21 protein-coding genes and 1 tRNA gene are annotated in these 22648 nt (G+C 73.5%); 13 read left to right on the top strand and 9 right to left on the bottom strand.

What is annotated here, in order from left to right:
* The first annotated feature begins 132 nt into the window (after positions 1-132).
* The 9 genes from ACFV4F_RS03380 to xerC all read left to right on the top strand — a co-directional run bounded on the left by ACFV4F_RS03380 (position 133) and on the right by xerC (position 8087).
* Positions 133-2391 (top strand): hypothetical protein, encoded by a 2259-nt coding sequence (locus tag ACFV4F_RS03380; protein ID WP_380500237.1) that lies wholly within the window; start codon positions 133-135, stop codon positions 2389-2391.
* 232 nt (positions 2392-2623) lie between these two features.
* Positions 2624-2809: a hypothetical protein gene (locus ACFV4F_RS03375; RefSeq protein WP_380500236.1), complete on the top strand. Its 186-nt coding sequence runs from the start codon at positions 2624-2626 to the stop codon at positions 2807-2809.
* A 13-nt stretch (positions 2810-2822) separates the two neighbouring features.
* The gene (locus ACFV4F_RS03370) at positions 2823-3026 is read left to right on the top strand and encodes a hypothetical protein (protein ID WP_380500235.1); all 204 of its coding nucleotides are present in this window, start codon (positions 2823-2825) and stop codon (positions 3024-3026) included.
* A complete protein-coding gene (locus ACFV4F_RS03365; protein WP_380500234.1) occupies positions 3023-3292 on the top strand; it encodes a hypothetical protein in 270 nt (89 codons plus the stop codon). The genes ACFV4F_RS03370 and ACFV4F_RS03365 overlap by 4 nt, the downstream gene beginning before the upstream one ends.
* A 15-nt stretch (positions 3293-3307) precedes the next feature.
* Positions 3308-3499, top strand: coding sequence for a hypothetical protein (locus tag ACFV4F_RS03360; RefSeq protein WP_380500233.1), 192 nt, complete (start codon positions 3308-3310; stop codon positions 3497-3499).
* Positions 3500-3514: 15 nt separating this feature from the next.
* Entirely contained in the window at positions 3515-4654 is a 1140-nt protein-coding gene (locus tag ACFV4F_RS03355) for a bifunctional DNA primase/polymerase (protein ID WP_380500232.1), read from the top strand.
* 170 nt (positions 4655-4824) lie between these two features.
* On the top strand, positions 4825-6387 hold the full coding sequence (locus tag ACFV4F_RS03350; RefSeq protein WP_380500231.1) for a YfjI family protein: 1563 nt from the start codon (positions 4825-4827) through the stop codon (positions 6385-6387).
* 378 nt (positions 6388-6765) lie between these two features.
* Entirely contained in the window at positions 6766-6954 is a 189-nt protein-coding gene (locus ACFV4F_RS03345) for a helix-turn-helix domain-containing protein (RefSeq protein WP_380500230.1), read from the top strand.
* Positions 6954-8087: a tyrosine recombinase XerC gene (xerC, locus tag ACFV4F_RS03340; protein WP_380500229.1), complete on the top strand. Its 1134-nt coding sequence runs from the start codon at positions 6954-6956 to the stop codon at positions 8085-8087. Before ACFV4F_RS03345 ends, xerC begins: the two co-directional genes overlap by 1 nt.
* A gap of 55 nt (positions 8088-8142) precedes the next feature.
* Here the strand turns inward: xerC and ACFV4F_RS03335 are convergent.
* Positions 8143-8217: transfer RNA gene (locus ACFV4F_RS03335), tRNA-Val, on the bottom strand.
* 162 nt (positions 8218-8379) lie between these two features.
* Here ACFV4F_RS03335 and ACFV4F_RS03330 point away from each other — a divergent pair.
* Together ACFV4F_RS03330 and ACFV4F_RS03325 are read left to right on the top strand one after the other, a co-directional pair.
* Positions 8380-9732: a hypothetical protein gene (locus ACFV4F_RS03330; RefSeq protein WP_380439338.1), complete on the top strand. Its 1353-nt coding sequence runs from the start codon at positions 8380-8382 to the stop codon at positions 9730-9732.
* Between the two features lie 122 nt (positions 9733-9854).
* Positions 9855-10073 (top strand): zinc ribbon domain-containing protein, encoded by a 219-nt coding sequence (locus ACFV4F_RS03325; protein ID WP_380439336.1) that lies wholly within the window; start codon positions 9855-9857, stop codon positions 10071-10073.
* A gap of 55 nt (positions 10074-10128) precedes the next feature.
* On the opposite strand, the gene ACFV4F_RS03320 is transcribed toward ACFV4F_RS03325, so the two are convergent.
* The 3 genes from ACFV4F_RS03320 to ACFV4F_RS03310 form a co-directional block, all read right to left on the bottom strand.
* Positions 10129-10965, bottom strand: coding sequence for an HAD family hydrolase (locus ACFV4F_RS03320; protein WP_380500228.1), 837 nt, complete (start codon positions 10963-10965; stop codon positions 10129-10131).
* Positions 10965-13550, bottom strand: coding sequence for a phosphoribosyltransferase (locus ACFV4F_RS03315; protein WP_380500227.1), 2586 nt, complete (start codon positions 13548-13550; stop codon positions 10965-10967). The genes ACFV4F_RS03320 and ACFV4F_RS03315 overlap by 1 nt, the downstream gene beginning before the upstream one ends.
* Before the next feature lie 73 nt (positions 13551-13623).
* Complete coding sequence (locus tag ACFV4F_RS03310; RefSeq protein WP_380500226.1) at positions 13624-14826, bottom strand: HpcH/HpaI aldolase/citrate lyase family protein; 1203 nt, start codon at positions 14824-14826, stop codon at positions 13624-13626.
* Positions 14827-15219: 393 nt separating this feature from the next.
* Between ACFV4F_RS03310 and ACFV4F_RS03305 the strand changes: the two genes are divergently transcribed.
* Positions 15220-16416, top strand: coding sequence for a TerD family protein (locus ACFV4F_RS03305; RefSeq protein WP_380500225.1), 1197 nt, complete (start codon positions 15220-15222; stop codon positions 16414-16416).
* A gap of 124 nt (positions 16417-16540) precedes the next feature.
* Here the strand turns inward: ACFV4F_RS03305 and ACFV4F_RS03300 are convergent, their stop codons facing one another.
* Positions 16541-17281, bottom strand: coding sequence for a Tellurium resistance (locus ACFV4F_RS03300; RefSeq protein WP_380439442.1), 741 nt, complete (start codon positions 17279-17281; stop codon positions 16541-16543).
* 379 nt (positions 17282-17660) lie between these two features.
* Here ACFV4F_RS03300 and ACFV4F_RS03295 point away from each other — a divergent pair, with 379 nt between their 5' ends.
* On the top strand, positions 17661-18866 hold the full coding sequence (locus ACFV4F_RS03295; protein ID WP_380500224.1) for a DUF2637 domain-containing protein: 1206 nt from the start codon (positions 17661-17663) through the stop codon (positions 18864-18866).
* Positions 18867-18965: 99 nt separating this feature from the next.
* Here ACFV4F_RS03295 and ACFV4F_RS03290 read toward each other — a convergent pair whose 3' ends face one another.
* From ACFV4F_RS03290 to ACFV4F_RS03275, 4 genes are all read right to left on the bottom strand, one after another.
* On the bottom strand, positions 18966-20066 hold the full coding sequence (locus ACFV4F_RS03290) for a DUF475 domain-containing protein (RefSeq protein ID WP_380439323.1): 1101 nt from the start codon (positions 20064-20066) through the stop codon (positions 18966-18968).
* Positions 20067-20240: 174 nt separating this feature from the next.
* Complete coding sequence (locus ACFV4F_RS03285) at positions 20241-20819, bottom strand: TerD family protein (RefSeq protein ID WP_380493449.1); 579 nt, start codon at positions 20817-20819, stop codon at positions 20241-20243.
* A 237-nt stretch (positions 20820-21056) separates the two neighbouring features.
* The gene (locus ACFV4F_RS03280; protein WP_380439318.1) at positions 21057-21632 is read right to left on the bottom strand and encodes a TerD family protein; all 576 of its coding nucleotides are present in this window, start codon (positions 21630-21632) and stop codon (positions 21057-21059) included.
* 167 nt (positions 21633-21799) lie between these two features.
* Positions 21800-22258, bottom strand: a complete 459-nt coding sequence (locus ACFV4F_RS03275; protein ID WP_380493446.1) for a peroxiredoxin — start codon at positions 22256-22258, stop codon at positions 21800-21802.
* Between the last annotated feature and the right edge of the window lie 390 nt (positions 22259-22648).

Genomic DNA, 22648 nt, shown 5'->3' with positions numbered 1-22648 from the left:
TCTCACACACACACCACCCCCACCCCACACACTCTCTCTCACACACACCCCCCCCCCCCCCCCCCGCCCGGCGCGCCCCCCCCCACCCCCCCCCCCCCCCCCCCCCGGCCCCTTCCTGGAGACGAACGCCCCGTGGTCGAGAACCTGAACCTCACCAACCTGCCCACCGACACCCCACCACCCGCACCCCGAACCGACCGGCCGAAGACGCCGAAGTCCCGCGCCCAGCAGGGTGTCCCGCTGGACTGGGCCGCCCCGCACGGCCCGATCACCGGGGCCCTGTCGGCGGCGACCGGCGCCGGGGCCGTCGCCCTGCTCGGTGCCGCGGCCGGCATGCCCGAGGTCCTGCCGCTCGCGGTCGGCGCCGCCGGCGCGATCGGGCACGGCGTCGGCTGGAGCGTCCGCCGCCGCCTGACCGCCATGACCGTGGTCACCCGCTCCGCGTCCTGGCTGCTCGCCGGCGGCTGGACCACCTGGGCCATCCACACCGGCCCCCTCTCCTGGGCCGCCGCCGGGACGCTCGCCGGACTCGGGGTGGGGATCGGCGCCATGGCCTCGACCGCCGCTGTCCACGAGGAGGCCGCCGAGGAGGAACGCCTCGCTCTCACCCCGCAGGCCACGAAGGCGGCCGACGCGCTCGACCAGCGCCGCCGCGCCATCGCCCGGGAGTGGGAGGAGCGCATCGCCCGCGTCGCCGGCGTGCAGGCCACCGTGTTCGCCGTGCAGTTCTGGAAAACCGGCGGCGGGTTCTCCCTCGCCGCTGAACTGCCCGGCGGCACGGCGACCTGGGACCAGATCGCCGCCCGGGCCCGCGCGCTCGCCGGAGACGCCAAACTGCCGCTGGGCTGCGTCATCGCCGTCGAGGAGGGCGATATCCAGGGCCGGGTGGTCCTGGACGTGCCGACGGTCAACGGCATGGCCGACAGCCACGACTACCCCACCGACTACAGCCCCCTGTCGATCCTCACCGGCATCCCCTGGGGCATGCTCCCCACCCTCGACCCGGTCAAGGTCTACCTGCGCGAGGCCTGCGCGCTGCTGCTTGGCCCGCCCGGATCCGGCAAGTCCACCCTCGTGGACGGCGTGCTCACCGGCTTCGCCCGCTGCACCGACGTCATCACCTGGGTCATCGACCTGAAGGCCGGCGCCGTCGGCATCCCCTGGATGCGCCCCTGGCTGGAGGCAACCGGCCGCAAGACCCCCAAGGCCGGCACCGAGCCGGCACCGAAGGACACCCGCCCGGGTGTCGACTGGATCGCCTCCACCCCCGAAGAGGCCCTGCGCATGATGACGGCGGCGCTGCGGATCAACGCCGCCCGCCAGCAGCACTACCAGGACCTCTTGGACAGCGAGGACACCACGCTGCTGCCCGTCTCCGCGAAGCTGCCGCAGATCATGGTGGTCGTCGACGAAGGCGCCGAACTCCTGTCCATCCAGCCCACCGCCCCGAAGGTCCTCAAGGACCTGCGCGAGGCCGTACGCAAGGCCATGCGCACCACCCGCGCCATGGGCATCCGCTTCGTGCTCACCGCCGTCGACGGCAACGTCTCGGCGCTCGGCGACACGGAGGTCCGCAAGTTCTCGCCGGTCGGCGCCGCGCTCACCAGCGGGGAGAGCGCCGGAAACAACCTGGTCAAGATGTTCCCCAGGGCAAAGGTCGACACCCGACAGCTCAACGCCAAGGGCAGCGGCGTCATCGGCGCCAGCGGCGAGGGCGGGTTCGCCCCCACCCCGTTCAAGACCTGGCGCACCTCACCCTCCCAGGTCCGCGCCGCCGTCCTCGCCACCAACCACATCCGCCCCGCACTCGACGCCGTGTCCGCCCAGGCAATCGCCGAGGACTACGCCCGCCGCTGGGACGCCGACCGCGCCGGATGGCTCTGGGCCAACCCCACCACCGCCACCAAGCCGGCGGACCCGACGCCGACGGGCGCGGACACGGCGCGGCCGGCGGAGCGCCCGGGTGGGCTGAACCTGTCGTTCGGCAACGGCTCCGCGGACCTGAAGGCCGCCCGGGAGTGGTTCCTGAAGGACCGCCGGCCGACCGGCGGCGGTCTCAACCTCTCCGCCGCCCGCCCCGCACCCGCGTCCGCGGCGGACGCGTTCGACGACGGCCCCAGCGTCTACGAGCCGGCCGTCGACCCGGCACCGGAACTGCTCGTGCGGGCCCACGCCGCGATCACCCGGGACGGCAGCGACCGAATGTTCATCGCCGACCTCGCCGCCGCACTCGGTGCCGACGCCCAAACCCTCGGCTCCGAACTCAACGCCCTGATGCGCGCGGTGGGGGTCGAGCGGCCCGGCGCCGGCACCGTCCGCATCGACGGCACCACCCGCGCCGGCTTCTACGCCGACACCCTCGAAGAGGCCGTCAAGCGCTACCGCCGGTAGCCGCCAAGGGTCACACAGGGCCACACAGCCCCACACAGGACCGTGTGGGGCACACGGGCCGTGTGGCCCTCTGACCTGCCCGTGTGGCCCGTGTGGGGCACACAGCAAGCCCCACACGAACCCCGCCCCGGGCCCCGAAACCGCCCCCAGGCCCACACGCCCGACCACCCGTGTGCCCCACACGCGCTCATGACGCTCCGTCACCACGATGCACGGAAAGGGATCCACCCTCATGGCCGTCACGCTCAGCCTCACCGTCCTATTCGCGATCGTCGGCGCCCTGCTCATCCGCGCCCGCCGCGTCAGCATCCCCACCGCGATCGTCCTGTGGCTGTCCGGCTTCACCACCGCCAGCACCGGCCTCGCCGACCCGGTCAACACCTTCCTCGCCGCCGTCACCCACCTCTTCCACCACTGACCGGCCGGCCGCCATGACCACCCCCGCCGCGATCCGCCCCCTCGCCGCCGTCCACCTGCGCGAGGCCCTCACCGCCGCCGCCAACGGCCAGGGCCCCGCCGCCCTGGCCGCGCTCATGCACATCGACCCCGACTCGTGGACCGCGATCCAGCAGCGCGCCGCCGTGCTCGGCACCGGCCTTACCGACCTGCTCGCCCACACCGGAGGAGCCCCGTGAGCACGACCAGCGACCTCATCACCACCGCCGCACTGCTCGCCCCCGGCGCCATCGCCGGCGCCGCCGCCGTCATCTCCCACCGCCGCGGCCTCGCCGAATCCGCCGCCGTGCGGCAGGTCCTCGCCGAATCCGCCGCCGAACGCGCCGCCCGCGCCGCCGCGCCAGACACCGCCCCGCCCGACGGCGGCGAGGGCGCCCCTGCGCCGGCCGCCGAGCCCGCCGTCCGCCTCGCCACCGTCCTCCAGTTCCGCACCCGCGCCGCCTGACGAAGGAGAGCCCGCATGTACGACGACTACGACGACTACGACCTCGACGAGTACGACGACGAGTCCGAGGACTGGCAGCCCGGCGAGTGCGACCACTGCACCGGCGGCGAACCCACCGACGGCCCGCTCGGGCTCCTGTACTGCGCCTGCCAGATCGGCCAGGGCGCCGACCCCGCCGACTGCCTGTGCGGCCCCGAGGACGAGTAGCACCCGGGACCGGTCATGGCGCCCGCCCTGGACTGGCACGACGCCCGCCACTTCGACCGCACCGGCGACCGCCCCTGCCGCTGGTGCGGCCGACCGACCCCGCTCCGGGACGAGCAGCGCAGGCCCGCGCACAAGGTCTGCGCCGAGCAGCAGCACAACCCCGCCAGCGACCCGCCCGCATCGGCCGCCGCCGCCGCGGGTGGGCTGCTGGCCCAACCGTCATCTCAGGAGGAGTCCTTGGCTGACTGGGACCGCGCCTACTCCGCCGCCCACTTTGCCGCCGAACGCGGCCTGCACGTCTTCCCCCTCGCCCGCTCCAAGAAGCCCGCGATCCCCTCCCCGCACCCGCCCGGCCCCGAGCGCGACCAGTGCCGCGCCGCGTGCGGCCGGTTCGGGCACGGCGTCCACGACGCCACCACCGACCACGCCCTCATCGATGCCATGTTCGGCGCCGCCCGGTGGGCCACCGGCTACGGCATCGCTTGCGGCCGGGCCCCGCACCACCTGATCGGCCTTGACCTCGATCGGAAGAACGGCCTCGACGGCGTCGCCGACCTCGACCGCCTCGCCACCGAACACGGCTTCAGCGTTCCGGCCACGGCCACCGTCGCCACCCCCACCGGGGGCCTGCACCTGTGGCTCGCCGCCCCGCCCGACGCCGTGTTCCCCAACTCCGCCCACATGGTCGCGCCGGGGATCGATGTGCGAGGCCCCGCCGGCTACCTCGTCGGCCCCGGATCCCTCGGGCAGGCCGGCCGCTACGGCTTCGCCCTCGGCACCGACCCCGCCGTCATCGCTCCCTGCCCGCCCGAACTGCTGCCCCTGCTCACCCCGCCGCCCGCACCGGCCACGCCGGTCGTGGACGTGGCCGGACTGCGGGAGCGCATCCACAAGCAGGACGCCTACGTCCAAGCGGCCCTCGACCGCGAGGCCGCCACCGTGCGCGCCCAGCAGTACCCGGGGCGGGCCAAGCGGCTGTTCGCCTCAGCCGCCGCCCTCGGCCGCCACCTGCCCACCGGCGTCCTGGACGAGACCCTGGCCTTCGACGCGCTCCTGGACGCCGGGATGGCCACCGGCCTGAGCCGGACCGAGTGCGAGCACACCATCCGCCGCGGCCTCGCCAGGGGCGCCGGCACCCTCCGACCCGCCGCCTGACAGACCGGCAAGTGCCGCGCGGGGGCCGGAGAAGCGCTTCTCCGGCCCCCGCCCTCCCGCAACGCCTGCCCAACCACTCCGCCTTGCCCACCGCCCCGAAGGAGACCCATGGCAGCCGCCACCCGCCGAACCACGCCCCCGCCCACGACGACCCATCGCCGGAAGGCCGCGTGAACGCCCCCGCCGCACCGTCGGAATCCCTGTTCACCGAGGGCTGGGAGAACGCCGTCCCGCCCGCGTTCACCGTCGAACCGCCCGGATGGGAGGACCCGATCCCGCTCGGCCAGGCACGGGTCCTGCCGTCCTTCCCCACCGACGCCCTGCCCACGTGGGTGGCCGACATGGTCACGGCGGTGGCGGAGGAGACACAGACCCCGGTCGACCTGGCCGGGTGCCTCGCGCTCGCGGTGCTGGCCGTCGCCGGCGGCGGGCGGGCCGTCGTCGTCGTGCGCGGACGCTGGCGCGAGCCGGTGAACCTCTACGTCGTCGTCGCCCTGCCCCCCGCCAACCGCAAGAGCGCCGTGTTCACGGCCATGACCCGCCCGCTCGTAAAGGTGGAACGGGCCCTGGTCGAGCAGACCGCCGGCGCGATCGTAGAAGCCAGCACCACCGCCAGCCTCGCCCGCGCCGCGGCCGACAAGGCCGCCGCCAAGGCCGCCGCCGCGAGCGAGGACGAGCGCGAGGAACTGAACCGCGTCGCACTCGACCTGGCCCGCACCGCCGCGGACATCACCGTCCCGGCCGAACCGCAGCTCATCGCCGACGACGGCACCCCCGCCGCCATCACCACCCTCCTCGCCGAGCAGGGCGGACGCCTGGCCGTCATGTCCGCGGAGGGCGGCATCTTCGACACCATCGCGGGCCGCTATTCCGGCGGCACCGCCGACATGGAGGTCTTCCTGAAGGGCCACGCCGGGGACCTGCTCAAGGTCAACCGGCAGTCCCGGGACAAGCAGTACATCGACAGCCCCGCCCTGACCATGGCGCTCGCCGTCCAGCCGTGCGTGCTGGAGGACATCGGCCGCAACCGCGTCTTCGACGGCCGCGGCCTGCTCGCCCGCTTCCTGTACTCCATGCCCGAATCGCTCGTCGGCCGGCGCAAGAGCCTGCCCGACCTCATCCCCGACGAGGTCGCGGACGAGTACGAAAAGCAGGTCACGGCGCTCACCCTGGCCATGGCCGGCTGGACCGACCCGGCCGTCCTCACCACCACCCCCGAGGCCGGGGCCGCGCTCGTCGCCTTCCAGGACCACATCGAACCGCGCCTGGCCCCGCAAGGCACCCTCGGCCACGTCAGCGAGTGGGCCGGCAAGCTCGTCGGCGCCACCGTGCGCATCGCCGGCCTGCTCCACCTCGCCCAGCACGGCGGCGACGCCTACAAGCACCCCATCACCGCCGACACCGTCGAACGCGCCATCTGTCTCGGCGAGTACTTCACCACCCACGCCCTGAACGTCTTCGAGTCCATGGGCGCGGACAAGGACCTCGCCGGCGCCCGCACCGTCCTCGCTCACCTCACCGACCACCCCACCGTGTCGTTCTCCCGGCGCGACCTGATGACCAAGCTCTCCCGCGCCGAGTTCCCCACCGTCACCGTCCTGGAGAGCTGCCTCGGCCTGCTCGAAGAACACGGCTGGCTCCGCCACGAACCCGCCCCACCGCGCCCGCCCGGCACCCGAGGCCGCCCGCCCGCACCCCGGTACGCCACCCACCCGCAGCTCCACCCGAGCTGATCCACCGCACAAGCTCGCCCACAGAAACCACAAAATCCACGAAACCGCCCGCCACCCGGCCCGACCAGCACCAACGCCCACCACGCCCGCCCGCCACACAAACCACCCGGAATTCCACAAAAACCCGCGCGCCCACCCCTCGGGCCGCCGCCGGCACCGCGTCGACGGCGGCCCGACGCCTGCCCACCTCATTTCTGTGGAATTTGTGCGGACTTCTGTGGAGAACCCCGACCACCCACATCATCCCAGGTCAGAGGCCACACGGAGGGTTTCTGTGTATTCCGTGGTTTCCGTGGCACCCCCCATCCCGGCCCGCCCTCCACAGCGCGGACCACCCGCACCACGTCACCCCGCCCCCTCCGTCAAGGAGTAGCCGCAGTGGCCACGATCCCGCCGCTCGTTCTGGAAGTCCCCGAGGTCATGGCGGCCCTGCGGATGAGCCGCAGCAAGGTCTACGACCTCATCCGCACCAAGAAGCTCGACAGCTTCACGGAGGGCCGCCTCCGACGCATCCCCGTTACCGCCCTGCACGAGTACCTGAGCACCAAGAAAGAGGAGAACGCCTGATGGCGAAGCGCAACCCCAACGGCGCCGGCACCGTGACCCGCCGAAAGGACGGCCGATACCAGGCCGCCGTGTACGTCCCGCAGCCCGATGGAACGTGGGCCCGCAAGTTCGTCTATGGCAAGACCTGGGACGAGTGCGACACCAAGCGCAAGGAGCTGGTGGAGCGCGCCAAACAGGGCATCGCCACGCCCACCAAGTCGGCGAAGCTGTCCGAGTGGCTGCCGTACTGGCTGGAGCACTTCATCAAGCCCCAGCGGAAGCGGACCACCCAGGCCAAGTACGAGACGCACGTGCGCCTCTACCTGGTCCCGCTGCTCGGCTCGAAGGGCCTGGAGTCGCTGAGCCCGCGCGACGTCCGGACGTTCCTGGCGAAGGTCACCAAGCAGTCCAGCGCCGCCACCGCGAAGGAGTCGCACCGGGTGCTCCGGTCGGCGCTGAGCGCCGCGTGCCGCGACGAGTTGATCGTGCGCAACGTGGCCATGCTCGTCCCGCCGCCCCGAGTGAGGAGCCGTGAAGTGAAGCCCTGGACCCTCGACCAGACCCTGACCTTCCTCTCTGCCAGCCGCACCGATTCGCTGTACGCCGCCTTCGTGTTGGCCATCGCGCTCGGCATGCGGCGTGGCGAGATCGTCGGGCTCCGCTGGTCGGAGGTCGACCTCGACAACCGGGTCTTGGTCGTCCGCGAGCAGGTGCAGCGCGTCCGGGGCGAGCTGTACGCCGACACCACCAAGAGCGGGAAGCGCCGGCCGGTGCCGCTCCCCCGGATCTGCGTGGCGGCCCTGCGCTGGCACCGGATGCGGCAGGACCAGGCCCGGCGCGCGGCTGGGGAGAAGTGGGAGGAGACCGGCTACATCTTCACCACCCGGACCGGCCGGCCGATCGAGCCGACCAACCTCTACCGCTCGTTCGTCCGGGTGTCCAAGGCCGCCGAGGTCCCGGCCATCCGGCTGCACGACACCCGGCATGGGTGCGCGACGCTGCTCGTCGCGTGCGGAGTGCCGCCCCGGGTGGTGATGGAGATCCTCGGCCACAGCCAGATCGGGCTGACGATGAACGTCTACACCCACGTCACCCAGGACACCCAGCGGGAGGCCCTCGGCAACATGGACCGGCTGCTCAAGCGGCGCCACTGATGTCAGCCTGAGATGCCAAATGCCCCGGACCATGATCGGTCCGGGGCATTTGTGCTGGTGGGCGCGGACGGTTTCGAACCGCCGACATCTGCTTTGTAAGAGCAGCGCTCTACCACTGAGCTACGCGCCCCCCGTCGCGGCCCGGTGGGGGCACGACGACTGCCTAGGGTACCTGGTCGTCGGGGGTGGTGTGGTGCGGGTGGGCGGGGAGTGGGGTGGGTGGGGGTGCCGGTGAGGTGGGGTGATCGGGGACAATGGCGGGCGGATCAGCGGTCGGAGCAGGGAGCGCGCAGTGTCGGTGGGACGGCGTCGGGCGGGGAGCGGGCTGGCCGAGGCGCTGGTGCTGCCGGTGGTGCTGGCCGGCGCGCTGGGCGCGGTCGGGCTGGCGTCGGCCGGCGGTGGCGGCGGCTGGTGGGGGCGGCGCGGTGGCGACGGCGTGCGGGCGGACGCCCGCGCGGCGCGGGACGCCGCGCAGGAGGCGTTCTACGAGCTGGACTCGACGCAGCGCGAGGTGCAGCTGGCGGTGGAGACCGTCCGGGCCGCCGGGAACGCCGCGACCTCGCAGCGGACGCAGGCGGACTTCGACGCGATCTCCGGCCGGGTCGACCAGGTCACCGTGAACTACCTGGCCGCGCTGGACGCGTACGACCTGGACGACGAGACGCTGGACGCCGGCGCGGCGGCCCGGGCCCGGCGCGTCCTGGAGGACGTGCGGGGCCAGCTGGGCTCCGCGCGGGCCGAGCTGAACGACTTCCTGCAGCGTCTCCAGCCGGTGCTCCAGCACGCCGAGCAGCAGTTGATGCGGGTCACCCCGGCGGTCGAGCAGGCGAAGCGCGCGCTGCTCGCGGCGAGCAACGCGCTGGACGCCGCACGCGCCGCGGGCCTGCGGGCGGACGACCTGGCGGCCCGGCTGGCCGAGCTGGCGCCGGAACTGGGCCGGCTGAACGAGGGCGCCGCCCGGCACGGCGTGGCGGCGACGCTGCAGCGGGCGGAGACCGTCGCGCAGCAGGCGGGGGCGATCACGGCCGACGCCGCGCAGCTGCCCGAGCGCGCGCGGGAGATCGACCGCCGGCTGTCCAGCCTGCGGACCCGTGTCCAGGCGCTGGAGACCAAGGCCGAGACGGTCGGGCCCGCGCTGAGCGAGCTGCGCCGCCGGTTCAGCACGGCCTGCTGGCAGGACCTGCAGCGGGTGCCGGAGCAGGTGGCGGAGGCCGGCCGGTCGGCGGAGGGGAAGCTGGCGGAGGCGGCGCGGGCGCGCGACGAGCAGCGCTGGGCGGACGCGACCGGCGCGATCGGTACGGTGCGCGCCCTGCTGGACACCGCGGACGGCTCGGTCGCCGCGGTCAACGAGCGGCTGCGGCAGCTGAACGAGGTGCAGCACGACCCGAGCCGGGAGGTCGAGCGGGCCCGCTTCGCCGTCCGGGACGCGCAGCGGCTCGCGATGGCCGGCCGGCACGCGCCGGACCCGCGGCACGCCGCGCCGCTGGACGAGGCGGTCGCGCGGATCGACCGGGCGCTCGCAACGCTGGAGGAGGGCGGCCGGCACCCGGACTACTGGCTCTTCCTGACCGAACTGGCGGCGGCCCGGGACACCGCGGCCCGGGTGATCGAGCTGATCCGCGGCGACCTCGGCTCCCATCGCTGATCCGCGGCGACCAGGGATCCACCGCCGAGCCGAGGCGGCCTCGGATCCACCGCCGAGCCGAGGCGGCCTCGGATCGCACCGCCGAGCCACCCGACCGGCCCGCTCGTCGGTACCCTGCGGGTATGCCACGCTACGACTTCCGCTGCCGCTCCTGCGGCGCCACGTTCGAACTGCGCCGCACGATGGCGCAGGCCAACGACCCCGCCGTCTGCCCGCAGGGCCACGAGGACACCGTGAAGCTGCTGTCCGCCGTCGCCGTCACGGGCGGCGCCGGCAGCAGCGCACCGCAGTCCGCCCCCTCCGGCGGGGGCGGCTGCTGCGGCGGGGGTTGCTGCGGCTGAACACCCCGCCGGACACCCCGCCGGACATCCCGCCGAACACCCCGCCGAGCGCCCCCTAAAGGGCTCCCCGCACCCCCGCCAGGAACCGACGGACGATCTCCTCCCCCGCCGCCACCCCCGTCTCCGCCAGGGCGGTGACGCCGGGGGCCGTCCAGCCGCGGTCGGCGAGTTCGCCGTGCCCGGGGCGCCAGGCGGCGTCGGCGGCGAGCAGCAGGTCGGCGTCGAGCAGGGAGTCCCCGGCGGCGAGGACGGTGCCGGCGCCGGTGCGCCGGACCACCTCGGCCAGGGCGGCGCTCTTCGTCAGGCCCGCCGGGACGGCGTACACCTTGCGCCCCTGGAGCGAGACGGTCCAGCCGCGTTCGGCGCACCAGCCGGCCAGGTCGTCGAGCCAGCCCACCGGCATCCGCGCCCGCTCGACGACGCAGTAGACGAACGACCCGTCGGCGACGCGCCGCCGGTGGACCCACTCCTGGTCGGCCCCCAGCGCCAGGCGGTCGACGACCTCGGCGAGCGGCGCCGAGGCGGCGGCGACCCGGCCGGTGATCTCCGCCCGCCAGTCGCCGTCCGGCACGCCGTCGACGAGCAGTTGCCCGCCGTTGGCGCAGATCGCGTACCCGGGGGTCCAACCCTGCTGCGGGCCCGGCAGGTTGACCCGTTCGTACTGCTCGACGGTCCGGGTGGTCGCCGGGACGAACCAGGCCTCCCGGGCGAGTTCGGCGAGCAGCGCCGCGGCCCGTTCGGTGACGAATGAGTGCGCCCTGCCCTCGTACACCTCGACCGACAGCAGCCGCGGGGCGTGCCGGTCGGGGGCGGTCAGGGCGAGGGCCTGGTTCGAGTAGACGAGGGTGCGGTCGAGGTCGCTGACGACCAGCGAGGAGAGTCGGGCGTGCATCAGGCCTCCCCCACAACGGCCGTACCGGAAGCCCCGGTTGCTCCCCGACTGTAGCGCGGGTGGATGAGGCCGACGCACGTGTACGGCAAGTCGTCGACCTCCTCCACCGGTACCCCGCGCTGCGCGGCGAGCAGCCGCACGTGGTCGAGGTCGGCGCCGGCGCCGCGCCGGGCGAGCACCCGCCAGGGGACGCGGCGCAGCAGCACCCGGGTGGTCTCGCCGACGCCGGGCTTGACGAGGTTCACGCTGCCGATGCCGTACTCCGCGGCGATCCGCTCGACGGCGGCCCAGCCGGCCCAGTCGGGCGTGCGGTCGGGGTCGGTGGCGAGCCGGCCGGCGGCGAGCGCGACCTCGTCCCGGACGGCCGCGAAGTGGCCGGCCACGGTGTCGAGGAAGGCGGCGGAGACGTCCCCGTCGGCCAGCTCGGTGTAGTGCTTGGCGCCGTGGAAGTCGTCCGGGCCGATCAGGTCGCCGCGCAGGACGGTACGCGAAACCAGCCCGGACACCGTGGAGTTGAGGCAGGCGGAGGGGATCAGGAAGTCGTCCCGGGTGCCGTAGGTGCGCACGCAGCGGCCCGGGTCGGCGAGCACGGCGAGGCCGGGGTCGAAGGAGGTGCCGGCCAGGGCGGCGGCGAGTTCGCGGGTGATCGCGCCCTTGCCCGTCCAGCCGTCGACGAACACGACGCCGGGGGCGTGGTGGTGGGCCGCGAGGTAGCGCAGCGCGACGGGGTCGAGGCCGCGGCCGCGGACGATCGAGACGGCGTAGTGCGGCGCGTCGAACCCGTGCGCGAAGGCGAGCCAGCGGCGCACCAGGATGCCGACGGGCGTCCCGGCCCGCGCCAGCGACGCGAGCACCAGACCCCGGCCGCGCTCGCGCAGCAGCGTCTCGGCGACGGTACCGACGGCGACGGCCATGCGGCGGGCGGAGGCGCGCAGCGCCTGGTGGTACAGCTCCTGGTACTCGGGGCTCGGCCGGTACTCGACCGGGAGCGACTCTGCGTAGTGAGCACCGCCGTGCTGGACGGCCTCCTCGCGCTCCTCGGTGGGGGCTTCGAGCGGGACGCCGGAGAGGTCCTTGAGCAGCCAGGCGACTTCGTCGGGGCGGTAGGAGGAGAACCCCGGCCCCCTCAACGGCTGCGGGAAGGCCAACGGCTGCGGGAACGCCAGCGGCTCCGGGAAGGCCAGCGGCTCCGGGAAGGCCGACGGCTCCGGGAACGGGAGTGACGGATGCACGGGAGCCTCCGGTCGATACGACGGCAGCACCGCGAGCACCACCCGGTCGGTGACCTGCCGCAGCTGCGTGAGCAGCGCGCGCTCGCCCTCGGCCAGCGCGGCCGTGTCGGCGACGTCGTCGACGACCAGCACGACGGCGTCGAAGCGGCGGTCGGGGTCGGCGCCCGGGGCGACGTTGTAGACGTAGCGCTCGCGCGGGGCGTCGTCCTGCGGGTCGTCGTGGGCGGGGAAGGCGAGGCGGGTGCGGATGGCGTAGCCGGGGTCGTCGACGGCGAGGACGGGCGAGCGGGTCGTGGTCGAGTACCGCACGCGATCCCCTCCCAGCCGGTCGGCGAGGGCACCGGCCAGCCGCAGCGGCGCGTACATCAGCTCCTCGAAGCCCAACACCAGGATCCGGTCCGGGAGTTCACCGACGAGACCGCCGCCACCACCGTCACCGTCCCCGAGACCACCACCGAGACCGCCCCCGAGACCGCCACCGAGGGCGTCGGCCAGCTGCCCGGCCAGGCGGGGCAGGGCGGCGTCGAGGCGGGCGCGGTCCGCGGGGGTGAAGCCGTGCCGCCCGCCGTCCGGGAGGGCGGTCGGCCAGTCGAGGGGGACGCGGACGAGCGGGGCGGGCGCGGCGGCGGGCGGGAGTTCAGGCGCCGGACCGACGTCGGCTATCAGGCGTTCGGCGCGGTCGAGTATGTCCCCGGGCAGCCGGACGGCACCGCTGGCGGTGGCCACCAGGTCCAGGCGGACGCCGAGTTCGGCGGCGAAGTCGGCGAGCCGGTGGCGGTCCGCCTCGGTGCGCAGGTCGACCAGGGCGACGAGGACGTAGTGGGAGCGCGGGTGGCGCGCGTGCAGTTCGCGGATGGTGTTGAGGACGGTCGTGCCGGTCGAGAGCTCGTCGTCGACGAGCACCAGGGGACCGTCACCGGCGAGGAGTCGGGGGTCGGCCGGGAGCAGCAGGTGCGCGGTCGCGTGCGAGTGCTCCTCCGCGAAGCCGCCGAGCGGACGCACGCCGGGCACGGGGCGCCGGGTGGAGTGGAGGCAGGGCGCGTCGAGACCGTCGGCGACGCTGTGGCCGAGCGCCGTCGCGGTCTCCGCGTACCCGAGGACGACGGCGCGCGCGGCGGCCTCGGCGCCGAGCAGCGCGCGGACCCGCAGGCCGAGGTCGAGCCCGGCGCCGTGGACGACGGAGGGGCGCTGCGGCACGTGCTTGCCGAGCACGGTGGAGACCAGCAGGTGGGCGCGTTTGCGGTTCTCGCGGAGGGCGAGGCCGACGAGGTCGGGGAGGTGGTCGGAGCCGACCAGGCCGACCCCGGCCCGCTCGGCGACCCAACGGCCGGTCCACGTTCGCTGTGCTGTCACTGCGGTCCCGCTTCCACTGGTACGACTGGTACGACTGGCACGACGGCATGTTCTTCGCGAGTCCACGAGGCGCTCACCCGTCCAAGGTGCTCACCAGCAACTCCGCGAAGCCCACGTCCTCCCGCGCCACGCCGAACACCTCGGCGCGCAGCAGCACCCGCTCCGCCCAGGTCCGGTGCGGCCGGGCCTCGTTCATCTTGTTGGTGTACGACGAACGCAGCACCCCGCCGCCGCCGCGCTCCTGCCGGAGGACGTCCTGGGCGTCGCAGTACTCCTCGTGCGTGACGACGGAGAGCGCGTGCACCGCGGGCACGTGGCTGGGGTGGATGCAGGTCTTGCCCAACAGTCCGTTGGCGCGGTCGAGTTGGATCTCCCGGATCAGCCCGTCCAGGTCGTGCTCGATGATCCGCCGCCGGACCCCCTCGCCCGCGCCGGACGCCTGGCGGGAGCCGGACGTGAACGACGTGAACGGGGTGCGCCGCAACTGCGGGCGGAACATCCGCTCCTGGTGCGGGAAGTACTCCCAGACCGGGCCCGTGATCGTGTGCCCGGTGCCGTCCGCCCGCCCGAGGACGTTGACGACGTCGCCGATCACCCCGGCCACCAGCGCGACGTCGTACGCGGTGAGGTCGGGCGAGCGCCGCAGGCCGTACGCGGAGCAGAGGTCGGTGACGCCGAGACGGACGGCGAGCACGCGGTCGCGGTGCTCGGCGAGGAGGCGGGCGATGCCGGACAGCTGGGTGCGCCGGGTCTCCAGGTGGGCCAGCTCGGGCGACTCCAGGACGGGCATCGCGAACAGCCGCCGCCCGCAGGCGTGCTCGGCCTCGGCGAGCGCGGCCAGGTACGCACCGCCGGCGTGCTCGGTGAACTTGGGCAGGACGAAGCCGCTGAGCAGTCCGACGGCGGCGCCGAGCCGCCGGGTGAGATCGACGATCTGGGAGGGGGTGCGAACTCTGATGAAGAGCAGGGGATGGGACTGTGCGCAGTCGGTGAAATCCCTGACCATGTCACCCAACTGCTCGACGAGGTTGCGTTCCCCCGCGTCCACCTCGTGGTCGGCGATGGCGTCCTCCAGGCAGAGGACCATCGAGACCACCCCCCGAGCAGCCTGTTTGCGGATGTCGGCGGCCAGGGCGGGCCGCGTCGCGGGGCTGTAGAGGGTCCCGCCGAGGGCGGTGGCGAGCAGCGCCGGGTCGCCGTCGGCGGAGAACGGCCGGGGCGGTTCGAGGAAGAGCCGGCCGCGTACGTCGTCGGCGAGGTGGCCGAAATGGCGCAAGGTGCTCTCCTCAGGGGTTTCGACGCCCGCCGGCACGTTTCCGGGGTGCGAAGCGGCGCGCGGCGGCGCGGGACGACACGAGAGTTAACCGGTCCGCCCGTCGCGGTGGTTCCCGATCACCCGTCCGTGTGCACCGCCGGTACCGTCCCGTCCGGGGCGCCCGGTGCGCCCGGCCGTCGGACGCACCGCGCGCCGGGGGGCGACTTCCGGCCGAAGACGACCGGTCCCGCACCCTGCTCCGCACGGCCACCGGAAGGCTATCGTCCACTTGCCCCGGCCCAGATCGCACCAGGGAGCGGGCGGCCAAACGCAAGGCTTGGCAAAATCCGGCGCGATCCCGGCTGCTTCGGTCACGTTGTCCGAAGGGGTGGCGAACAGGCAGGATGGTCGGCTATGACGCACGTGATGGCCAAGGGCGCCAACATCGCACTGCCGGCGGCGGCGGTCCGCGCCGTGCTGCGCTGGAGCGCCACGCCCGGTGCGCCGGACGTGGACGCGTCCGCGCTGCTGCTCGGCACCGACGGCAGGGTCCGTTCGGATGCCGACTTCGTCTTCTACAACCAGCCGCGGCACCCCTCCGGCCTGGTGCGCCACCTGCCCAAGCAGCGGACCCCGGACGGCACCGAGATCACCGACACCGTCGAGGTCGAACTCGCCAAGCTGACCGCCGACGTCGACCGGGTGGTGCTGGCGGGCTCCTCCGAGGGCGGCGCCTTCGGCACGGTGACCGGGCTGCGCGTGCTGCTCTTCGACGCCTCGACCGGCGAGAGCGGGCCCCCGATCGCCGAGTTCGCGATCACCGATGCCGACACGGTCACCGCGCTGGTCGTGGGCGAGCTGTACCGGCGCTCGGGCACCTGGAAGTTCCGGGCGGTCGGCCAGGGCTACAGCGCCGGGCTGATCGGGCTGGCGACCGACTTCGGCATCACCGTCGACGACGAGGCCGAGCAGGCGGTCCAGCAGGCCGCCGCCGCACCGGCCGGCCCGCCGCCCACCGCCGGCCAGGCCCCCGGCCACGCCGTCGACCCGCGCAGCACCCCGCTGCCGACGTCCGGCCCGGCGGCCGCCCGGCCCGAGCCCGGCACCTTCACGCTGGCCCCGGCCGTCCCGGCATCCGCCGCCGCGGCCACCCCGCCCTCACCCGCCACGGCACCGACGGCCGGCCCCGCCGCGCCCCCGCCGCCGCCGGCGAACCCGCCCACGATGACCCCGCCGCCCGGCTCGCCGGCGCCGAACACACCCCCGCCGATGCCACCCACGCACCCCGCCCCGCAGCCCGGCACCGGTTACGGCTACCCGCCGCCCCCGCAGCCCGGCACGGGATACGGCTACCCGCCGCCGCCCGGACACGCCTCCCAGCAGCAGCCCGCCCAGGGCTACGGCTACCCGCCGCCCCAGCCCGGCACCGGGTACGGCTACCCGCCGCAGGCACCGGTCCCGCACCAGCAGCACCCCGGCGGCTACGGCTACCCGCCCCAGGCCCAGCCGCCCCGGCAACCCCAGCCGCCGGCCGCGCCGACGACCCAGAACCAGCCCCCGGCCGAGGAGTTCGCGCTGCCCCCGCAGGGCCCGCAGTTCCAGCCCCGCTGAGCGAAACCCCGCCGAGCGAAACCCGCACAGCGAAGCCCCGCCGAGCGAACCCCCAGCACAGCAAGCCCCGCCGAGCCCGCAGAATGCCCGGCGGGGCCGTCACGGCCGTCACGGCCGCCCCCGCTCAGTCGCCCTGGTTCTTGTACCCGCGCTGCCACTGCATCCCGAACCCGTACAGCCGGTCGATGTCCGCCTGGAACCCGTTGACGTACCGCACCTCGCGGCGCACCGTCAGCTGGTTGTCCCCCGCGTTCTCGATCAGCACCACCGCGCAGGACCGCGCCGCCCGGGTCCGCTCCTCCAGCTTGATCTCGATCCGCGGCCCGGTCTGCGGCACGATCGTCACCACCGCGTGGGACTGCTCGAAGGCCGGGGTGCCGTCGTAGATGTAGACGAAGATGAGCAGCCGCTTGAACTTGTCCTTCTTCTCCAGGTTCACGTACATCGTCTCGCCCGACGGCGCCCCGTACTGGTCGTCGCCGCTGAGCTTGATGTACGGCGGGTCCCGCAGGTCGCCGAAGAAGTTGCCGAGCGGCTGCACCACGCCCCGGGTGCCGTCGGTGAGTTCGTACATGCACGCCAGGTCGAGGTCGACGTTGACCTGTTCGTTCACCTGGGACGCCGGCTCCACCGGGCTGAAGATGCGCGGGCTGAAGAAGCGCTTGAGCGTCTCCCGCCCGCTGGGGCGGCCGGCGCTGGAGCGCATGGTCCAGTGCAGGTTGACGTAGAGGTAGCCGGTGGTGGCCGCGGCGCCGGTGATCGCGTGCTGCGGGGCCGACTTGGTGAGGGTGACCTTGTGCTGGCCGCCCGGGTTGTCGAAGGTGTAGCTCCGGTCGCCGCGCAGGTACTCCCAGATCGAGACCATCCAGTCCTCCCCCTGCTCCCGCCAGGCGATCTGACGGTGCGCCGCTCCATGATCGGGCATCGGCCCGGCCGTCGGATACCCCGACCTCCTCCTCCCCTACCCGATCCGGCCGCCCCGCGTTCACCGAAGTCCGCGGAAGGGCCGATTGGCGGGAGGAAGCCGCCCTCCCGTAACATGCCGCCCCTTCGGACGCGATATCGTCTAGCCGCACAGGTGTCCCGTCCGCCCCTGCGCGGGCGCGGTGGGCACACCGTGCGGCGACGAACGAGACGGACGGCCCGTCAGACCCGGTCCGTACGACCGGACCTGACCGCCCGTACCGCTCAGCCCCGCTCGCCCGTGAAACTGTCCCCTGCGGAAACCCGAGGCCCGACCCGCAATGAACCTGACCTCCATACAGCTGGTCTGGACCGTCGTCGGCGGCGCAGCCCTGCTGTTCGTCGCCATCCTCATGGCGACGCTGCGATTCAAGAACGCGAAGAAGGACGAGTCCGGCGACTCGTGGGAGCGCAGCGAGGAGCGGCGCCGCCGCAAGGAGATGATCTACGGGATCTCCTCCTACACTCTGCTGTTCTGCTGCGCCGGCGTCGCGGCCGCGCTGTCCTTCCACGGCCTGGTGGGCTTCGGCAAGGAGAACCTGGGCCTGTCGAACGGCTGGGAGTACCTCGTCCCGTTCGGCCTGGACGGCGCCGCGATGTTCTGCTCGGTGCTCGCCGTCCGCGAGGCCAGCCACGGTGACGCGGCGCTCGGCTCGCGGCTGCTGGTCTGGGTCTTCGCGATCGCCTCGGCCTGGTTCAACTGGGTGCACGCGCCGCGCGGCCTCGGTCACGCCGGCGCCCCGCAGTTCTTCTCCGGCATGTCGATCTCGGCGGCCATCCTGTTCGACCGGGCGCTGAAGCAGACCCGCAAGGCCGCGCTGCGCGAGCAGGGCCTGGTGCCGCGCCCGCTGCCGCAGATCCGGATCGTGCGCTGGCTGCGCGCCCCGCGCGAGACGTACGCGGCGTGGTCCCTGATGCTGCTGGAGAACGTCCGCAGCCTGGACGAGGCGGTCGAGGAGGTGCGCGAGGAGCGCCAGGCGAAGCAGGACGCCAAGGTGCGCGCCCGCACCGCCGACCGCCGCGAGCGGGCCGAGCTGAAGGCGCTCTCCCGGCGCCAGGGCGGCGTGCTGTCGCGGACCCGCGGCGGCCGCAACCTGCCCGCGCTCACGGCGGCCGGCGACGGCCCGACCGCTACGGAGCCTGCCCTAGCCGCCGGGTCGGACACCGCCTCCCCCGCCTCCACGGGCTCCCTGTTCGAGCCCTCCTCGCGCAGCGCCCTGGACTCCGGCCGCACCCCGCGTGCCGCCGTCGGCTCGTCCTCCTACTCGTCGCCGACGACCTACTCGTCGTCGTCCTCGTCCTACTCGTCCTCGTCGTCCTCCTCCGCGTACTCGTCCTCGTCCTCCTCGTCGTCCGCCCTCGACGCGTCGGGTTCCGCCCGCCGCAGCTCGGCGATCGACCTCACGGCCGACGACGACACGCTGTCGATGCCGAAGCTGGACTCCCTGGAGCGCAAGCTGCGCGCCATCGAGCAGCAGCTGGGCTGAGCCGAGCTGGGCTAAGCACCCGCGCACGACACGCGAAACGGCCGCCCCCGGATTCCCGGGAGGCGGCCGTTTTCGCGTACAACGGGCGGAGCGGACGGGCTACTTGTCCGCGCCCACCAGCTCGTTCTCCTCGCCCGCACCGTCGCCCTCGCGCCGGTTGCGCAGGATCGACGAGCCGAGCGCGAGCCCGATGAAGGCGACACCGATCAGGCCGGTGACGATCTCCGGGATGTGGAACCTGATGCCGACCAGCAGGATGCCGGCCAGCGCGCCGATCGCGTAGTGCGCGCCGTGCTCCAGGTAGACGTAGTCGTCCAGGGTGCCCTTGCGGACCAGGAAGACGGTCAGCGAGCGGATGTACATCGCGCCGATGCCGAGGCCCAGCGTGATCATGAAGATGTCGTTGGAGATGGCGAACGCACCGACCACGCCGTCGAAGGAGAACGAGGCGTCCAGGACCTCCAGGTAGAGGAAGAGGAAGAACGCGGCCTTGCCGCCCACCTGGATCAGCGACTTGCCCGCCTTCTCGTCCTCCTCCTCGCGCTCGGCCTCGGCCTCCAGGCCCGACTCGAAGATCGACGAGAGTCCGCCGACCACGAGGTAGGTGATGAGGCCGAGGACGCCGGCGAGCAGGACGGTCTCGGCGTGCTCGGCCGCGAAGAAGCGGGCCGAGAGCACGAGCGCGACCAGGGCGACGACCGAGGACAGGGCGTCCAGCTTGCCGACCTTCTCCAGCGGGCGCTCGATCCAGGATAGCCAGTTGTGCTCCTTCTCCTCGAACACGAAGTCCAGGAAGATCATGAGCAGGAAGACGCCGCCGAAGGCCGCGATGGCCGGGTTGGCCGCCGCCAGGTACTGGCCGTAGGTGAGGCCGTCGTGCGTCTTGTCGGAGTGCAGCGCGAGGTCGACGACCGTCGCGGGGTTGAGCTTCGCGGTGAGGCCGACGACCAGCAGCGGGAAGACCAGGCGCATGCCGAAGACGGCGATCAGGACGCCGACGGTCAGGAAGATCTTCTGCCAGTACGGGTTCATCCGCTTCAACACGGTGGCGTTGACCACCGCGTTGTCGAACGACAGGGAGATCTCCAGGATCGAGAGGATCAGCACGATGCCGAACCCCTTGGCCCCCCAGAAGAGACCGGCCGCGGCCAGGCCGACGGCGGTGATCGCGAACGACCAGCCGAAAGTGCGGAGGAACACGGGACTTGGTTACCTTTCGGGATGTTTCGGGCGTGCCCAGGTGCGGCCTCGTCCCGAGACGCCCCGACCGGGCGCCGCCCGGTCAGGTCACCTCCGCACTGCCCTCCGTCGTCATGACGGTTTCGTGATCATGGAATGGATGCGCTTGGTCCGTCTTCCGCTGCCACCGACCCCCTACTGGACGTTGACGCCGAAGTCGAGGGCGATGCCGCGCAGGCCGGAGGCGTAACCCTGGCCCACCGCGCGGAACTTCCACTCGCCCGCGTACCGGTACAGCTCGCCGAAGATCATCGCGGTCTCGCTGGACGCGTCCTCGGAGAGGTCGTAGCGGGCGATCTCCCGGCCGTCCACGGAGTCGACGACCCGGATGAACGCGTTGCGCACCTGGCCGAAGTTCTGCAGCCGCGCCTCGGCCTCGTAGATCGAGACCGCGAAGACGACCTTGTCGGCCTGGGCCGGGACCAGTTCCAGGTTGACGAGGACCACCTCGTCGTCGCCTGAGTCGTCGCCACCGGTGAGGTTGTCACCCTGGTGTTCGACGGAGCCCTCCGGGCTCCTGAGGTTGTTGTAGAAGACGAAGTACTCGTCCCCCAGCACCCGGCCCCCGCCGCAGATCAGCGCGCTCGCGTCGAGGTCGAACGGTGCGCCGGTGGTGGAGCGGGCGGACCAGCCGAGTCCGATCTGCACCTGCGTCAGATTGGGCGCGGCCTTGCTGAGCGAGACGTTCCCGCCCTTGGCGAGTGTGACGACCATGGCTGTTCTTCCTCCCTTGCCTTCTCCCGGGGCGCGTTGTTCGGCGCGACGTTCCAGGTTTAGTCGCCCGAGGCCCCGGCCGGCCCCCTTGAGCCGCCTGAACTTCCTGAACTCACATCCTCGCAGCGCCCGCGGACAGCACGAAGCCGGGGCGGCCGAGGACCCTCGGGTCCGCGGCCGCCCCGGCCGGGTGACGCGGTGTCGGGGCGCCGCACGCCCCGTCGGACGAACGGCGGATCAGACGTTGACGCCGAAGTCCTGGGCGATGCCGCGCAGGCCGGAGGCGTAACCCTGGCCGATGGCGCGGAACTTCCACTCGCCGCCGGCCCGGTACAGCTCGCCGAAGACCATCGCGGTCTCGGTCGAGGCGTCCTCGGAGAGGTCGTAGCGGGCGAGTTCCTTGTTGTCGGCCTGGTTGACGACCCGGATGAACGCGTTGCGCACCTGGCCGAAGCTCTGCGAGCGGGTCTCGGCGTCGTAGATCGAGACCGGGAAGACGATCTTCTGGACGTCGGCCGGGACGGTGCTCAGGTTGACCTTGATCGCCTCGTCGTCGCCCTCGCCCTCGCCCGTGCGGTTGTCGCCGGTGTGCTCGACCGAGCCGTCCGGGCTGCGCAGGTTGTTGAAGAAGACGAAGTTGCCGTCGCCGGACACCTTGCCGAGGTCGTTGCAGAGCAGGGCGCTGGCGTCCAGGTCGAAGTCCGTGCCGGTGGTGGTCCGGACGTCCCAGCCCAGGCCGACGACGACGGCCGTGAGGCCGGGGGCCTCCTTGGTGAGCGAGACGTTGCCGCCCTTGCTGAGGCTGACTCCCACGTGTCCTCCAAGAATCGGGAGGCACGCGCGGCGCGCCCCCGGTGGTGCGGTGCGGGGCACGAGCCGGCCTGGCGGCCTCCGCGCCCCACCCGATCAACGGACCGAGCGTAGTTCGAAGTTCCCCCGCCGGCCCACGACGCACCCGTGGAAGGCCCGGGCCGCGCCCGTCAGAGCGAGGCGAGGACGCGCAGGTACTCCTGCTCGTCCCGGGCGTCCGGGAGGCCGTTCACGACGCTCCACCGGACCGTTCCGGTGCTGTCGATCACGAACGTGCCGCGCAGGGCGCAGCCCTTCTCCTCGTCGAACACGCCGTACGCGCGGGCGACCTCGCCGTGCGGCCAGAAGTCGGCGAGCAGCGGGAAGTCCAGGCCCTCCCGGTCGGCGAAGACGCGCTGGGAGAACTGCGAGTCGACGGAGATCCCGAGCACCTGGACGGCGTCGTTCTGCAGCCGCGGCAGTTCCTTCTGGATCGCGCCGAGCTCGCCGGTGCAGACCCCGGTGAAGGCGAACGGGTAGAAGACCAGGACGACGGCCTTGGCGCCCCGGAAATCCGAGAGCCCGATCAGCTCGCCGTGCTGGGTCCTGAGCTCGAAGTCCGGAGCCCCGGTGCCGACCTCGACGGCCATGGTGGGACCTTTCTGACGGGCGGGCGCCGCCCGGCGGGCGCGGCGAGCCAACATCCTCGCATCCGTTCGGGTGCGTTCGGCCGGACGGGTGAGGGCGGGCCGCCGGATGGCCGACGGCGTTCGCCCTGGGCGAACGCCTCCCCCGGCGCGGCGTCCGGCCGCAGCGGCGGAACTCCGGAGGCCGGGCGGCACCGGAACGCCTGGCAGCCGGTACACCGAGCGACACCGGAGCACCGAGCGGCGCCGGAGCACCGGAGCACCGGAGCACCGGAACGGAAAACGGCCCGGGGGCGCCCCGGCGGGGGGGGGGGGGGGGCGCCCGGGGGGGGGGGGCGGCGGCGGGGGGGGGGGGGGGGGGGGGGGGGGGGGGGCGGCGGGGGGGGGGGGGTG

The sequence above is a fragment of the Kitasatospora sp. NPDC059722 genome, assembly GCF_042733235.1.
GTDB lineage: Bacteria > Actinomycetota > Actinomycetes > Streptomycetales > Streptomycetaceae > Kitasatospora.
The sequence above is the reverse complement of the archived record's forward strand: the minus strand, read 5'-3'. Positions and strand labels throughout refer to the sequence as shown.